General features: G+C 65.3%; 14 protein-coding genes, 1 tRNA gene and 1 pseudogene. 14 read left to right on the forward strand and 2 right to left on the reverse strand.

All coding sequences use genetic code 11. From position 1 onward, the window contains the following. Window positions 1–39 precede the first annotated feature (39 nt). The 3 genes from ACYCUK_RS04570 to acnA all read left to right on the forward strand — a co-directional run bounded on the left by ACYCUK_RS04570 (window position 40) and on the right by acnA (window position 5,130). A complete protein-coding gene (locus ACYCUK_RS04570; RefSeq protein ID WP_461593648.1) occupies window positions 40–636 on the forward strand; it encodes a hypothetical protein in 597 nt (198 codons plus the stop codon). A 24-nt stretch (window positions 637–660) separates the two neighbouring features. After that, window positions 661–2,115: a bifunctional 2-methylcitrate dehydratase/aconitate hydratase gene (locus ACYCUK_RS04575; protein WP_461593649.1), complete on the forward strand. Its 1,455-nt coding sequence runs from the start codon at window positions 661–663 to the stop codon at window positions 2,113–2,115. A 123-nt stretch (window positions 2,116–2,238) separates the two neighbouring features. After that, entirely contained in the window at window positions 2,239–5,130 is a 2,892-nt protein-coding gene (acnA, locus tag ACYCUK_RS04580; protein WP_461593650.1) for an aconitate hydratase AcnA, read from the forward strand. Window positions 5,131–6,123: 993 nt separating this feature from the next. Here the strand turns inward: acnA and ACYCUK_RS04585 are convergent. Further along, window positions 6,124–7,056: an NAD(P)-dependent oxidoreductase gene (locus tag ACYCUK_RS04585; RefSeq protein WP_461593651.1), complete on the reverse strand. Its 933-nt coding sequence runs from the start codon at window positions 7,054–7,056 to the stop codon at window positions 6,124–6,126. A gap of 324 nt (window positions 7,057–7,380) precedes the next feature. Between ACYCUK_RS04585 and ACYCUK_RS04590 the strand changes: the two are divergent. The 11 genes and pseudogenes from ACYCUK_RS04590 to tpx all read left to right on the forward strand — a co-directional run bounded on the left by ACYCUK_RS04590 (window position 7,381) and on the right by tpx (window position 12,719). Beyond that, window positions 7,381–7,807, forward strand: a pseudogene (locus ACYCUK_RS04590) (rubrerythrin family protein). 187 nt (window positions 7,808–7,994) lie between these two features. Beyond that, the gene (locus tag ACYCUK_RS04595) at window positions 7,995–8,120 is read left to right on the forward strand and encodes a hypothetical protein (RefSeq protein ID WP_461593652.1); all 126 of its coding nucleotides are present in this window, start codon (window positions 7,995–7,997) and stop codon (window positions 8,118–8,120) included. Window positions 8,121–8,225: 105 nt separating this feature from the next. Beyond that, window positions 8,226–9,014 carry a peroxide stress protein YaaA gene (yaaA, locus tag ACYCUK_RS04600; RefSeq protein ID WP_461593653.1) on the forward strand — a complete coding sequence of 263 codons (789 nt, stop codon included), beginning with the start codon at window positions 8,226–8,228 and terminating at the stop codon, window positions 9,012–9,014. A 13-nt stretch (window positions 9,015–9,027) separates the two neighbouring features. Next, a tRNA-Ala gene (locus ACYCUK_RS04605) sits at window positions 9,028–9,103 on the forward strand. A 176-nt stretch (window positions 9,104–9,279) separates the two neighbouring features. Continuing rightward, window positions 9,280–10,503, forward strand: a complete 1,224-nt coding sequence (locus ACYCUK_RS04610) for a tyrosine-type recombinase/integrase (protein ID WP_461593654.1) — start codon at window positions 9,280–9,282, stop codon at window positions 10,501–10,503. A 157-nt stretch (window positions 10,504–10,660) separates the two neighbouring features. Further along, on the forward strand, window positions 10,661–10,894 hold the full coding sequence (locus ACYCUK_RS04615) for a hypothetical protein (protein WP_461593655.1): 234 nt from the start codon (window positions 10,661–10,663) through the stop codon (window positions 10,892–10,894). Between the two features lie 2 nt (window positions 10,895–10,896). Continuing rightward, complete coding sequence (locus ACYCUK_RS04620) at window positions 10,897–11,100, forward strand: hypothetical protein (protein WP_461593656.1); 204 nt, start codon at window positions 10,897–10,899, stop codon at window positions 11,098–11,100. A gap of 46 nt (window positions 11,101–11,146) precedes the next feature. Further along, window positions 11,147–11,482, forward strand: a complete 336-nt coding sequence (locus ACYCUK_RS04625) for a type II toxin-antitoxin system RelE/ParE family toxin (RefSeq protein WP_461593657.1) — start codon at window positions 11,147–11,149, stop codon at window positions 11,480–11,482. Further along, entirely contained in the window at window positions 11,479–11,790 is a 312-nt protein-coding gene (locus tag ACYCUK_RS04630) for an addiction module antidote protein (protein WP_461593658.1), read from the forward strand. Before ACYCUK_RS04625 ends, ACYCUK_RS04630 begins: the two co-directional genes overlap by 4 nt. 17 nt (window positions 11,791–11,807) lie before the next feature. Next, window positions 11,808–12,119: a HigA family addiction module antitoxin gene (locus tag ACYCUK_RS04635; RefSeq protein ID WP_461593659.1), complete on the forward strand. Its 312-nt coding sequence runs from the start codon at window positions 11,808–11,810 to the stop codon at window positions 12,117–12,119. Window positions 12,120–12,218: 99 nt separating this feature from the next. Further along, the gene (gene tpx, locus ACYCUK_RS04640) at window positions 12,219–12,719 is read left to right on the forward strand and encodes a thiol peroxidase (protein ID WP_461593660.1); all 501 of its coding nucleotides are present in this window, start codon (window positions 12,219–12,221) and stop codon (window positions 12,717–12,719) included. A 7-nt stretch (window positions 12,720–12,726) separates the two neighbouring features. Here tpx and glpK read toward each other — a convergent pair whose 3' ends face one another. Further along, window positions 12,727–14,307, reverse strand: a complete 1,581-nt coding sequence (gene glpK, locus ACYCUK_RS04645; protein ID WP_461593661.1) for a glycerol kinase GlpK — start codon at window positions 14,305–14,307, stop codon at window positions 12,727–12,729. Window positions 14,308–14,417: the final 110 nt, after the last annotated feature.

Consider the following 14,417-nt stretch of genomic DNA (forward strand, 5'->3'; position numbering starts at 1 on the left):
CTGCCGAACGCGGCTTTTCTGCGATTCGGAGACTTCATCATGCCCCACGCACTGTTCGTATCCCGCCTCACACCCTGGCTAAGCGGCATCTGCCTGGCCGGCGCATCGTGCCTGCTCACAGCCCAGGCCACCGAGCCGGCAAGCACGATGCTGACGCCGAACGCCACGCCCGGCAAGAAGGCGGCCAAGCCGGTGTCGCGCCATGTGGTCAAAACCACCAAGCTGCACAAAGTCTCACCCAAGACCGCTGCCGCAGAAGTGGCCGCCGCCGAAGCCAAGCCGCTGCTGGGCAGCAGCAACGCCCCCCCCACGGAGGCGCAGCAAGTCGCGGCCACCGAAGCCGCGCAGCAGGCCGTGAACCCCATCTACCAGATGAAGTGGGGCCGCATGGAATGCGGTTCGCACGAGTTCATGGACATCCAGCAGGAAGGGACGAACGACCAGTCCATCCTCGTCACCTGGAAGGGTCGACACTACTTGCTCGCGCGCAAACCCACCACCACCGGCGCCTACCACTTCGACGACGCCAGGGCCGGCCTGGTGATGATTCAGATTCCCGCCAAAAGCATGCTCTTCGATAAAAAGAACATGACCCGCCTGGCCGACGACTGCAATCCCATCGTCGCCAGCCAGTAACTTCACGTCCATCCACGCCGTTCCATGTCCGCCGCCATCTCCAACATCCGCCCTGCCCCCGATCAGGTCCTCGCCGACATTGCCGACTATGTTCTCGACCAGAGCCGCTTCGACGGCGTGGCCTTCGAAACCGCGCGGCTCTGCCTGATCGACACCCTGGGTTGCGGGCTGGAGGCGCTGGAGTACCCGGCCTGCACCAAGCTGCTCGGACCGGTGGTGCCGGGCACCGTGGTGCCGCATGGCGCCAAGGTCCCCGGCACGCCTTACCAGCTCGACCCGATCCAAGCGGCGTTCAACATCGGCGCCATGATCCGCTGGCTGGACTTCAACGACACCTGGCTGGCGGCGGAATGGGGCCACCCGTCCGACAACCTCGGCGGCATTCTCGCCGTGGCCGACTGGCTGAGCCGCAACGCCGTGGCGCAGGGCCAGGCGCCGCTCACCATGCGCGACGTGCTCAACGGCATGATCCAGGCGCATGAAATCCAGGGCGTGATCGCGCTGGAAAACAGCTTCAACAAGGTGGGCCTCGACCACGTGGTGCTGGTCAAGGTGGCCACCACCGCCGTGGTGGCGCGCCTGCTGGGCCTGTCGCGCGACGAGATCATCAACGCCGTGTCGCTGGCGTGGGTGGACGGCCAGTCCTTGCGCACCTACCGCCATGCCCCCAACACCGGCAGCCGCAAGAGCTGGGCCGCGGGCGACGCCACCAGCCGCGGCGTGCGCCTGGCCCTCATCGCCAAGACGGGTGAGATGGGCTATCCCTCGGTCCTCAGCGCCAAGACCTGGGGCTTTTACGACGTCAGCTTCCGCGGCCAGCCGTTCAAGTTCCAGCGCCCCTATGGCAGCTACGTGATGGAAAACGTGCTGTTCAAGATCAGCTTCCCCGCCGAATTCCACAGCCAGACCGCGGTGGAAGCGGCGATGACCCTGCACCAGCAACTCAAGGCCGCGGGCAAGCGCGCCGAGGACATTGCGTCCATCACCATCCGCACCCACGAGGCCTGCATTCGCATCATCGATAAGCAAGGCCCGCTGAACAACCCGGCTGACCGCGACCATTGCATTCAGTACATGGTGGCCGTGCCGCTGCTGTTCGGCCGGCTCACCGCGTCCGACTACGAAGACAGCGTCGCCGCCGACCCCCGCATCGACGCCCTGCGCGACAAGATCCGTTGCGTCGAAGACCCGCAATACACCCGCGACTACCACGACCCCGACAAGCGCTCCATCGCCAACGCGCTGACCGTGACGATGAACGACGGCACGGTGCTGCCCGAAGTCGCGGTGGAATACCCCATCGGCCACAAGCGCCGCCGCACCGACGGCATTCCCCTGCTCGAAGCCAAGTTCCGCACCAATCTGGCGCGCCGTTTCGCCGCGAAACAGCAGGAACGCATCGTGCACGCGTCTCTCGACACGGCCCGTCTCGCGGCCATGCCGGTGCACAGCTATGTGGACTTGTACTGCCCCGACTGAACTGGCCTCAACCGCATCGCGCAACTGTTGAGCGCTCATTTGTCCTGATTTGCCCTGATTTGCCCTACCTCGCGCCATACTGCACAGACCGCCGCTTCACACCAAACCCCACCGGAGTTCGCCATGGCCACCGCGACCAAAACCACCAAGCCCCCCAGCGCTGCAAAAGCCCCGAAGCATGCCTTCGCCGGCACGCTCAAATCCTTCAAGACCGCCAGCGGCAAGGCGGGCAAGTTCTACTCCATCCCGGCGCTGGGCAAGGAGCTTGGCGTGGACGTGTCGCGCCTGCCGGTGTCGGTCCGCATCGTGCTGGAATCGGTGCTGCGCAATTGCGATGGCAAGCGCGTCGGGCCCGAGCATGTGAAGCAGCTCGCCAACTGGAAGCCCAGCGCCCAGCGCATCGATGAAATTCCCTTCGTCGTCGCCCGCGTGGTGCTGCAAGACTTCACCGGCGTGCCGCTGCTGGCCGATCTGGCCGCCATGCGCAGCGTGGCCGCAGCCATGGGCAAGAGCCCCAAGGCGATCGAGCCGCTGGTGCCGGTCGATCTCGTCGTCGACCACTCGGTCATGATCGACCATTACGGCAACAGCAAGTCGCTGGACCTGAACATGAAGCTGGAGTTCCAGCGCAACCGCGAGCGCTACCAGTTCATGAAGTGGGGCATGCAGGCGTTCGACACGTTCGGCGTCGTGCCTCCGGGCTTCGGCATCGTCCACCAGATCAACCTGGAATACCTGGCGCGCGGCGTGCACAAGGGCAAGGGCGATGTCTACTACCCCGACACCCTGGTGGGCACCGACAGCCACACCACCATGATCAACGGCGTGGGCGTGGTCGGCTGGGGCGTGGGCGGCATCGAGGCCGAGGCCGGCATGCTCGGCCAGCCGGTGTACTTCCTCACGCCCGACGTGGTGGGCGTGGAGCTGAAGGGCGCTTTGCGCGGCGGCGTCACCGCCACCGACCTGGTGCTCACCGTCACCGAAATGCTGCGCAAGGCCAAGGTGGTGGGCAAGTTCGTCGAGTTCTTCGGCGAAGGCACCGAGTCCTTGAGCGTGCCCGACCGCGCCACCATTGCCAATATGGCCCCGGAATACGGCGCCACCATGGGCTTTTTCCCGGTGGACGACAAGACCCTGGCCTACTTCAAGGGCACCGGCCGCAGCAAGAGCGAACTCGAGGCGCTGGAGGCTTACTTCAAGGCGCAGAAGCTTTACGGCGTGCCCAAGGCCGGGCAGATCGACTACTCCACCACGCTCGCGCTCGACCTGTCCAGCGTCGCCCCTTCGCTAGCGGGGCCGAAGCGGCCCCAAGACCGCATCGAACTCGGCGCGGTGAAATCCACCTACGCCGCGTTGTTTTCCGCACCCATGGACCAGGGCGGCTTTAACCAGCCGGCAGGCAAGCTGGGCACACGTTACGCCGTGCAAGCCGACGGCGCGCAAACCTATGCTGACGCGCCTTCCATTCAGCCCGGCGCCGCGCGCGATCTGGTTGAAATGATGGACAACCGCTCCACTGCGGAAGCCGCGCAAACCAAAGCGCCATCACGCGTGCAGGCCGCGCCGGGCTTGACCATCGGCCACGGCGACGTGCTCATCGCCGCCATCACCTCCTGCACCAACACCTCCAACCCCAGCGTGCTGCTGGCAGCCGGCCTGCTGGCGAAAAAGGCGGTGGAACGCGGCCTGAAGGTGAAGAAGCACATCAAGACCTCGCTGGCTCCCGGCTCGCGCGTGGTCACCGAATATCTGGAGCGCGCCGGCCTGCTGCCCTACCTCGAAAAGCTGGGTTTTTATCTGGCTGGCTACGGCTGCACCACCTGCATCGGCAACGCCGGGCCACTTGCCGCCGACATCGAAGCGGCCATCACCGCCAACAACCTGGTGTGCGCCGCGGTGCTGTCGGGCAACCGCAACTTCGAGGCGCGCATCCACCCCAACATCAAGGCCAACTTCCTCGCCTCGCCGCCGCTGGTGGTGGCCTACGCCATCGCCGGCACGGTGAGCCGCGACCTGATGACCGAGCCCGTGGGCACCGGCAAGGGCGGCAAGCCGGTGTATCTGGGCGACATCTGGCCGACCACGGCCGAGGTCGACAAGCTGCTCAAGGTGGCGCTGGACCCCAAGGCCTACAAGGCCAACTACGCCCTGGTGGACGAGAAGCCCGGCAAGCTGTGGAACCAGATCGCCAAGTCCGCCGGGCAGGTCTACAACTGGCCCGACAGCACCTATATCGCCGAGCCGCCGTTCTTCAAAGGCTTCGGCATGGCGCCGGCCGCAGCCCCCTCCAGCGTGCAAGGCGCGCGGGCGCTGGCGCTGTTCGGCGACTCCATCACCACCGACCACATCTCCCCGGCCGGCTCGATCAAGGACACCTCGCCCGCCGGCAAATGGCTGCAGGAGCATGGCGTGATCAAGGCCGACTTCAACTCCTACGGCTCGCGCCGCGGCAACCACGAGGTGATGATGCGCGGCACCTTCGCCAACGTGCGCATCAAGAACCTGATGATTCCGCCCGCGGCCGACGGCTCGCGCGAGGAAGGCGGCGTGACCGTATTCCAGCCCTCCGGCGAAAAGACCTTCATTTACGACGCGGCCATGCGCTACATCCGCGAAGGCACGCCCACCGTGATTCTGGCCGGCGAGGAATACGGCACCGGCTCCAGCCGCGACTGGGCCGCCAAGGGCACGCAGTTGCTGGGGGTGAAAGCCGTGGTGGCGCGCAGCTTCGAGCGCATCCACCGCTCCAACCTCATCGGCATGGGCGTGCTGCCGCTGCAGTTCCTGGGCGACGACTCCTGGCAGAGCCTGGGCATCGACGGCACCGAGACCTTCGACGTGCTGCTGGGCGACAGCATCAAGCCGCAACAGGACGCCACCCTGATCGTGCACCGCCCCGGCCAGCCCGACCAGCAGGTGAAGGTCAAGCTGCGCATCGACACCCCCATCGAGGTGGACTACTACCACCACGGCGGCATCCTGCCGTATGTGTTGAGGCAGCTGCTGGCGGCTTGATATACGAGGAAGCTACTCCACCTGCTTTTCAGCCCAACAGATGTGGAAAGGCCCGCTACAAAGCGGGCCTTTCCATCTCAAAACCGCCACATTACGGGAAGGTTGCGCTCCAGGTCCCGCTGGTTGCTGGGCTTCTCGTGGTGTTTGACCACACGCCATTGCTCACAGAGCCGCCCCCTCCACTACTCAGCACGAACGTGCCTTGGTACGTCGCACCAGTGGTTGCCGTTCCTGCAAAGATTCCCTGAGAGGAATTCGTGCTGCTCGGTGTGAGCACGCCACTGAGAGTGAAAGGATTGTTCGTCATCGTTGAGATGCAAGAAGCTTGCTGTACAGCCCCGTTCGATGCCACAAGAATCGAGCAAGTCCCCTGGTCGTCACCCGTGTACTTTGCCGACCATTTTCCCTGAAAGCTCGCGATTTGCGCTGCGGTGCTGGGCGAAACATTGCAAGCTGTTGTTTGCCCTACGTAACACGTGGTACTCACATTGCCGTTCAGCGCGGACACCACCAAACCGCTCACATTTGCGCACTGTGGATTAGTGGTCAACTCCGTCAAAGCCATGACATAGTCGCCTGCAGAATCATTGGTCACGGCCCCAGCACAAGTTGCTCCGTTTGCTGGGTTCGTCGCAGTGATCGGGGTTCCCTTAGGTACGGGCGTAGAACCATCGCTGACGACGCCACTAAAGCTCGTGCATTGGGAACCCGTACATGTCGCAGCGCTATTCGGCGAGGTTGACGGATTGCTTCCTCCCCCACTTCCAGTACCGCCCCCGCCACCCCCGCATGCGGCCAGCAAACCGGCCGTCATGATGCAAGCCAAAATCAGTCGTTTGTGCATGATTTTCTCGGGTTGTTGTCGTGTCTCTAGACAGCTGTGAATCGCCTGTTCATGGTTGCCAAGCCACGATATGGCGCTTGGCTGTATTGGACGCCAATTCGATGCCCTGCAGTCCCCCTGGTTTAAGTGGTGCCATGTTCGCCCATGCATCAATCCGTGGCGCCACCGCGCTCCAGCACCCGCAGCAGCGAGCTGGTGTCGTCCTGCCCCAGGCCCAGCGCCATCAGTTGCTCCAGTTGCTGCCGCACCACCTGCAGGGCCGGGAGATGGAGGCCTGAGTCTCGCGCGGCGGCGGCGGCCAGGCCGAAGTCCTTGGCGTGGAGCCGGGCCTGGATGCCGGCGGCGAAATCGCGCGTGGCCATTTTCGGGCCCATCAGGTCGAGCATGCGGCTGCCGGCCATGCCGGCGGAGATGGCGGCGAGCACGCGCTGCAGGTCGGCGCCCTCGGCCTGGGCGAAGCGCATGGCCTCGGCGATGCCTTCGATGTTGATGACCTGCACGATCTGGTTGCACAGCTTCGCCACCTGCCCACTGCCCACCGGGCCGACATGGGTGATGGTGCGGCCGAGCAGGCGCAGCAGCGGCAAGGCGCGGGCGTAGGTGGGCGCATCGCCGCCGACCATGATGGACAGGCTGGCCTCGATCGCACCTTTCTCGCCGCCGGACACGGGCGCGTCGAGAAAGCCGATGCCCCGCTCGGCCAGCACTGATCCGATGCGCCGTGCCCCGGCCGGGGCGATGGTGCTGTGGTCGATGCAGACGGCACCTGGCCGGGCGCCCTGCATGGCACCCTGGGGCCCGATGAGCACCTGCTCCACGTCGGCCGTGGAGGTGACGTTGCTGAAGACGAAGGCCGCGCCCTGCGCCGCCTCGGCGGGGGAATCACACACGACCATGCCGGCCCGCGCGGCGCGCTCGCGCTTGGCCGCATCGCGCGCGTACACGCGCAGGGCATGGCCGGCGCGCAGCAAATGCCCGCACATGGCCCAGCCCATGGCGCCCAGACCGATGAAGGCCAGGGTCTGCGGCGGCAGGGGTGGGGCCGAGGCGTCGGGGCCTGATTCGGCTGCGGAGGATGTCATGGCGGGCGAAGGCTGGAACGGCCGTTGATCTTATTGCTCCGCCTCTTGAAGTTTTGAATCCGGTAGGCAGCGCCGTGAGGCCTGCACGCTGGTGAAAGTTCCAACTTCATCGGCGCGAATCAATAGAACTTGTCCTGGGGCCATTGCACGGCAGACTGCCTGCCGGCGGCACCCGTTCAGCGCTGCGCCCGCAGATAGCGAAGTCCCATGACCAAGATTGCAAAGCAACATAGTATTGGACAGAGTTCTGTTCGGACTCCAAATTCGGGGGTGCCGCGTGCAGCGGCAAGATCGTGTCCAGCTTCTGCACCCTAGGAGAAAACGATGTCATCACTCAAAGGCTCGAAAACCGAGCAAAACTTGAAAGATGCCTTCGCCGGCGAATCCATGGCCAACCGCCGTTACCTGTACTTCGCCAACAAGACCGACGTGGAAGGCCAGAACGATGTCTCGGCGCTGTTCCGCTCCATCGCCGAAGGTGAAACCGGCCACGCCCATGGCCACCTCGAATTCCTCGAAGCCGTGGGCGACCCCGCCACCGGCCTGCCCATCGGCCCCACCCGCGACAACCTGAAAGCCGCGGTGGCCGGTGAAACCCACGAGTACACCGACATGTACCCCGGCATGGCCGAGACCGCGCGCGACGAAGGCTTCGACGAAATTGCCGACTGGTTCTCTCCACCCTGGCCAAGGCCGAGCGCTCGCACGCGAACCGCTACCAGAAAGAGCACTGGAAGCGCTGAGCGACTGAGCCTGTCGCCCAGCACCGCTTCGCATCCGCCCACGGCAGCCTCGCGCTGCCGTGGCGCATTCTGGCCTGCCCGTTCCAGCCGGGCTGCGGCAAGCCCGCATCCACACCGGGAAGAAGGCCGCGCGGCACCACCGTTTCCAACAACACAAGGCACGAACCATGTCCACGCACGAAGGCAGCCCCCGCGATGATCGCCGCGATGCGGGCCAGCCCCAGCATCGTCATCGGCTGCGAACACCCCGACTACGATGTGCGGCAAGTCATCGCGCCGGCTACGCGCGACGCGCTGCTGAAGGATTTTTCCGCTGCCTGATGGCGCGCCCGCAACGGTGCCCATCTCTGTCCCGTAGCCGCGCCCTGACCTACGTCCTTATCACCCCCTGCCCCCGCTGCCTGTTCCAGCCGTTCCCCACGACCCATGCTCATCGTCCTCTCCCCCGCCAAGACGCTGGACTACACCAGCCCGGTGCCCGAGCTGCCCGTCACCTTGCCGCGTTTCATCCCGCAGTCCGCGGTGCTGATCAAGCTGCTGCGCCGCCAAAGCCCGGCCGAGCTTGCCAGCCTGATGGGCATTTCCGACAAGCTCGCCACGCTCAACGCCGACCGCTATGCGGCATGGTCCAAGACCTTCACCGCCGACAACAGCCGCCCCGCCATCCTCGCCTTCAACGGCGACGTCTACGAAGGCCTCGATGCTGCACACCTCAAGCCCAAAGACCTGCAATGGGCGCAAGACCACATCGCCCTGCTCAGCGGCCTGTACGGCGTGCTGCGCCCGCTCGACCTGATGCAGCCCTACCGGCTGGAGATGGGCGCCAAGCTGCCCAACCCCAAGGGCGCGAACCTCTACGCCTACTGGGGCAGCCGCATCGCCAAGACCCTGCGCGAGCAACTCGAAGGGCAGTCCCACATGGTGCTGATCAACCTGGCATCCGATGAATACTTCGGCGCCGTGGACACCAAGGCCCTCGCCCTGCCCGTCATCCAGCCCGTGTTCCAGGACAGCGAAGCCGGCCAGCACAAGGTCATCAGCTTCTACGCCAAGCGCGCCCGCGGCCTCATGGCCCGCTACGCCATCACCCACCGCATCGCCGACCCCGAGCGCCTCAAGGCCTTCGACGCCGAAGGCTATCGCTACGCCCCCGAAGCTTCGAGCCCATCCCGCTGGGTGTTCCGCCGCCCCAAGCCCGCTGCGGCTCGGCTATGATTTCGATGTCGTTGGGGGGGTAGCTCAGCTGGGAGAGCGTCGCGTTCGCAATGCGAAGGTCGGGAGTTCGATCCTCCTCCTCTCCACCAACAACCAGTTCGCCAGCATCCGTACAAGGCCGTAAAGCTCTGAGAAATCAAAGCTTTGCGGCCTTTTTTCATGCCGTAGACGTTCGCAGAGGTGCATTGACAGCCGGGGATACCTGGGGGTACAAAGCGGGGGTATATCCGAAATCACGGGGGTACAAACCGCCTGGAAGCCCACCATGCCCCTGACAGACACCGCCATACGCAACGCCAAGCCCGGCCCGAAGCCTGCCAAGCTGAGTGACGAAAAAGGGCTGTTCCTGCTGATCCACCCGAACGGCTCGAAATACTGGCGCTTGAAATATCGCTTCCTGGGGGTAGAAAAAGTGCTGGCGCTGGGGGTATACCCGGAAGTCGGCTTGAAGCTCGCCCGCGATCGACGAGACGCCGCACGCGCCCACCTTGCCGATGGCCGCGATCCCGGAGCCGTCAAGCAAGCCGAGAAAGCACGCGCCTGCGCCCTGGCTGCCGATTCATTCGAGGTTGTCGCACGCGACTGGATACAGCGCCACCTGGCCACCAAGGCCACCAGCCATCGGGACAAGGTTGTCCGCCGCCTGGAGCGCGACGTTTTCCCCTACCTTGGCCGCCGCCCCGTTGCCGAAATCACCGCGCCCGACATCCTGGCCGTTCTGCGGCGCATTGATGCCCGTGGCGTTCTGGAAACCGCGCATCGTGCGCAGCAGAACATCGGGCAGGTGATTCGCTACGCCATCCTCACGGGCCGAGCTACCAACGATCCCACCCCGGCACTGCGCGGCGCATTGCCCGCCTACGTTCCTCAGCACATGGCATCACCTGCCGATGATCCCGCCGCTGTGGGTGCCATCCTGCGGTCGCTGGACGCCTTCAAGGGTGGCCCGGTTGTCGCTGCTGCCATCAAGCTGCTGCCGATGCTGTTCTGCCGTCCTGGGGAGTTGCGGACGATGCGCTGGGAGCAAGTGAACCTGGAGACTGCGGAATGGCGCTACATCGTGTCCAAGACGGGCACGGATCATCTAGTCCCCTTGTCGCACCAGGCCGTGGCGCTGCTGACTGATCTGCGCTTGCTCACCGGCCATCTGCCCGCTGGCTGGGTTTTCATCGGCGGACGCACACCCACACAACCCATGAGCGATGCAGCAATCAATGCAGCCTATCGTCGCCTGGGGATCGACACCAAAACCGAACTCACCGGCCACGGCTGGCGCTCAGTAGCGCGCACGTTCCTGCATGAACGCCTGGGCTATGAGCCTGCCGTGATCGAACACCAGCTCGCGCATGCCGTGCCGGACAGCCTGGGCACCGCCTACAACCGCACCAGGTTCATCGCCACCCGACGCAAGATGATGCAGGAATGGAGCGACTACCTGGACAAGCTGAAAGCAGGTGCCGAGATCATCCCGATACGCGGCGCAGCGTGAACCGAGTTACGAGCGCCACAACCCTTATCTTGCATTCGCAAAAACAGGGGTGTTTGACCCCGAAATCCGCCGCCTGACGGCCTCAGGCAAAGCGGGCGACAAGGTGCGTAAACACCGAGCCGCCCTCACCGCAACCCACCTACCAAAGAGGTGAATCATGGTTGTTGAACATCGTAACGAAACGCAGGAAGTTGACCTCAAAGAAGCGCTGATTCAAGCGCAGCATGTCCTGTATGACGGGCGCGCTAATGTGTGGAGCGCTCTTGCGCTGCTTGCAGAGCACTGGGACCACAGCGAAACAACGGACCAGATGAACGCCATAGGGCGTGTGCTCCGTCGAACCGCCGACATGCTGGGCAACTCGGCCAATGACATTGGCGAGGTGATCTAACCATGAAAGCCCACCACCCTGACATTCACATCGCCAAAGTGATTGAGATGATGGAAGCCACCGACGAAGATGGCCGCATGGATGCTTTCTCGGCCGTCTGGGGTAGGTTGCGGGAGTACCAACGCGATAAACCGCCGCCTATACCACGAAGGAAAGCTCACATCGTTCGGATTGCAGATTGGCAGGCGGCGCGCAACCAGCGCTGAACGGTTCGCCCGGGGCGCCCGTCTATCCGTAACCTATAATTCACACATGCCCAGTTTCGAGCTTGAGCATTACGTCACGGCCGACGGGCTCGACCCGTTCGCCGGATGGCTGTCAAAGCTGGCCGACCGACATGCCCGCGCGCGCATCGTGGTGCGATTGGATCGTGTGGCGGAAAACGGCAACTTTGGCGACTGCAAGCCCGTAGGCGAAGGCGTGTGGGAGTTGCGGATCGACTGGGGGCCTGGCTACCGCGTGTACTACGCCCAAGCGGGTGCGTCACTGGTGCTGCTGCTGATCGGCGGCGACAAGCGCACCCAGCAGGCGGACATATCGGCAGCTCGGGACTATTGGCGAGATTGGCGAAGCAGGAGCGCATCATGAGCAAGACCACCACCAGCCGGCCGCACGACGCGGCCATTGTCGAGATGCTGCGCGACGACCCGGACTTCGCCAGCGAATACCTGGAAGCAGCTTTCGAAGAAGTCGACCAGCCCGGTGGTCGCGAGACGCTGCTCACGGCTCTGCGCCGGGTGGCCGAGGCCCGTGGCATGACGCAGGTGGCCAAGGCCGCCGGCATTCAACGCGAGAGCCTTTACCGTGCGCTATCACCGAAGGGCAACCCGACCATCAAGACGCTGCTGGCCGTCATGCAGGCCACTGGCTTGAAGCTGGGCGTGCACCGCGGCTGATCAAGAGGAAACCGACCATGAGCATGCACAACCCACCGCACCCTGGCCTGACGCTGCGCGAGGACATCTTGCCGGCGCTGCGCTTGACCGTCACCGATGCCGCCGCACAACTCGGCGTGACGCGCCCTGCTCTGTCGCGTGTGCTCAACGGCCGCGCGGCGATCTCACCCGAAATGGCCTTGCGCCTTGAGGGCTGGCTCGGCATCGAGCATGGCGGCCGCGCAGACGTCTGGCTGCAGCAGCAGAGCGCCTATGACCTCTGGCAGGCTCGCCAAGCCGGCGCGCCAAAGGTCAAGCATGCGCCTGTCGGCAATCTGGTAGCGGCCTGATCCCATGCGATCGAAAGAAAACTTCATGAGCAAGACCACCACCAGCCGGCCGCACGATGCGGCCACCATCCCCGACACATCACGCACTCAGGAGTAATCATGGCTCAAGTCACCCTTCACGGTTCCCACATCCAGGTTGATGGCCACCTGCCGCAGCCGGGCAGCAAGGCGCCGGCGCTCAAGCTGACCAACAAGGAACTGGCCGACGTCGGGCTGGATGCGTTTGCCGGCAAGCGCAAGGTGCTGAACATCGTGCCCTCGCTGGACACGCCCACCTGCGCGCAATCGACCCGGCATTTCAATGCCGATGCGAGCAAGCTGCACAACACCGTGGTGCTGGTGATCTCGGCCGACCTGCCGTTCGGCGCCAGCCGCTTTTGCAGCGTCGAAGGGTTGAACAACGTCGTCACCCTGTCCACCTTTCGCAACCCCGATTTCATGCAGGCCTATGGCGTGAAAATCGCCACCGGCCCGCTGGTGGGCGTCACGGCGCGCGCCGTGGTGGTGCTGGACGAGCACGACAAGGTGCTGCATTCCGAGCTGGTGCCCGAAATCGGCCAGGAGCCGAACTACGCCGCTGCACTGGCAGCGTTGCAGTAAAAACGCCTCAAGCCGTCAGCGCCTTGCGCACGGCGTGCTCCCAGGCCTGCAGACGCGCCGCGGCCTGCGACGCCGACAAGCTCGGCAGGAAGCGGCGGCTGTTGCGCGGCAGCGCCTCGATGTCTGCCCATCCGCTGTAGACCCCGCAGCTCAGCCCGGCCAGGAGCGCGGCGCCGAGCGCGGTGGTTTCCAGCACTTGCGGGCGCACCACCGGGATGCCGAGCAGGTCGGCCTGGAACTGCATCAGCAAGTCGTTGGCGCTGGCGCCGCCATCCACGCGCAATTCAGTCACGAGATGCTGAAGGCCATCCGGCGCTTCCCGGGTACCCGCAGCACGCATGTCGGCGTTCATGGCCTGCAGCAAGGCGGCGCTTTGGAAGGCGATGCTTTCCAGCGCCGCGCGCGCCACATGGGCCACGGTGCTGCCCCGCGTCAGGCCGGTGATGGTGCCGGTGGCGTCGGCCCGCCAGTAGGGTGCGCCCAGGCCGGTGAAGGCGGGCACGAACACGACGCCGCCGCTGTCGGGCACGCTTTGCGCCAGGCGCTCGACCTCGGCGCTGGCGCTGATGGCGTTGAGGCCGTCGCGCAGCCACTGCACCACCGCGCCGCCAACAAACACGCCGCCTTCCAAGGCATATTGCGGAGCGCCCGCGGGCTTGCCGTTCGATGTCGCCCCGCCGCCGATCTGCGCCGCAGCCGTCGTCAACAATCCGTTACCGCTGGCCAGTGCCGTGCCGCCGGTGTGCAGCAATAAAAAACAGCCGGTGCCGTAGGTGTTCTTCGCCAGCCCGGGGCGCACGCAGCCCTGGCCGAACAGCGCGGCCTGCTGGTCGCCGGCCAGCGCGCCGATGGGCAACGCCACCGGCAGCAGGCCAGGAGCCGTATGGCCGTAGACGTGGCTGGAGGGCAGCACTTGCGGCAGCAGCTCGCGCGGAATGTCGAGCGCACGCAGCAAGGTGTCGTCCCATTGCCGCGTGTGGATATTCCACAGCAGGGTGCGGCTGGCGTTGCTGACATCGGTGGCATGCACGGCCTGGGCGCGGGTGGAGGCCGCAGCGCCGCCGGAGAGCATCCACAGCAGCCAGCTGTCGATGGTGCCGAAAGCCAGCTCGCCGCGCTGCGCCCGCGCTCTTGCGCCGGGGATGCGGTCGAGCAGCCATTTGAGCTTGGTGCCGGAGAAGTAGGGATTGAGCAGCAGGCCGGTGCGCGCCCGCACCTCGGCCTCCAGCCCCTGGGCACGCAGCGCGGCGCAGGTCTCGGCGGTGCGACGGTCTTGCCAGACGATGGCCGGGTGCAGCGGCTCGCCGCTGGCGCGGTCCCACAGCACCGTGGTTTCGCGCTGGTTGGTGATGCCCAGGGCGGCCACGCGGCCAGCGCCCGCCGCGGCCAGCGCCTCGCGCGCGGTGGCGAGCTGGTCGGCCCAGATGCGGCGCGCGTCATGCTCCACCCAGCCGGGTTGCGGATAGCTTTGCGGCAACTCGCGCTGCGCCATGGCGGCGACACCCCCGGTGCGGTCGAAGACGATGGCGCGGGTGCTGGAGGTGCCTTGGTCGAGGGCGAGGATGGCGGAGGACGAGGCGGTGGTCATGGCGGGGCTGGCAGCAAGCGGGTCGGGGAGCACGATGGAGGATTCAGCATACCCAGTGACGCCGCAGCCGGGCAAACCAGGAGCCGGCGAGTGCCAGGAGCAGGCGAGAA

The sequence above is a fragment of the Thiomonas sp. genome, from assembly GCF_054608695.1.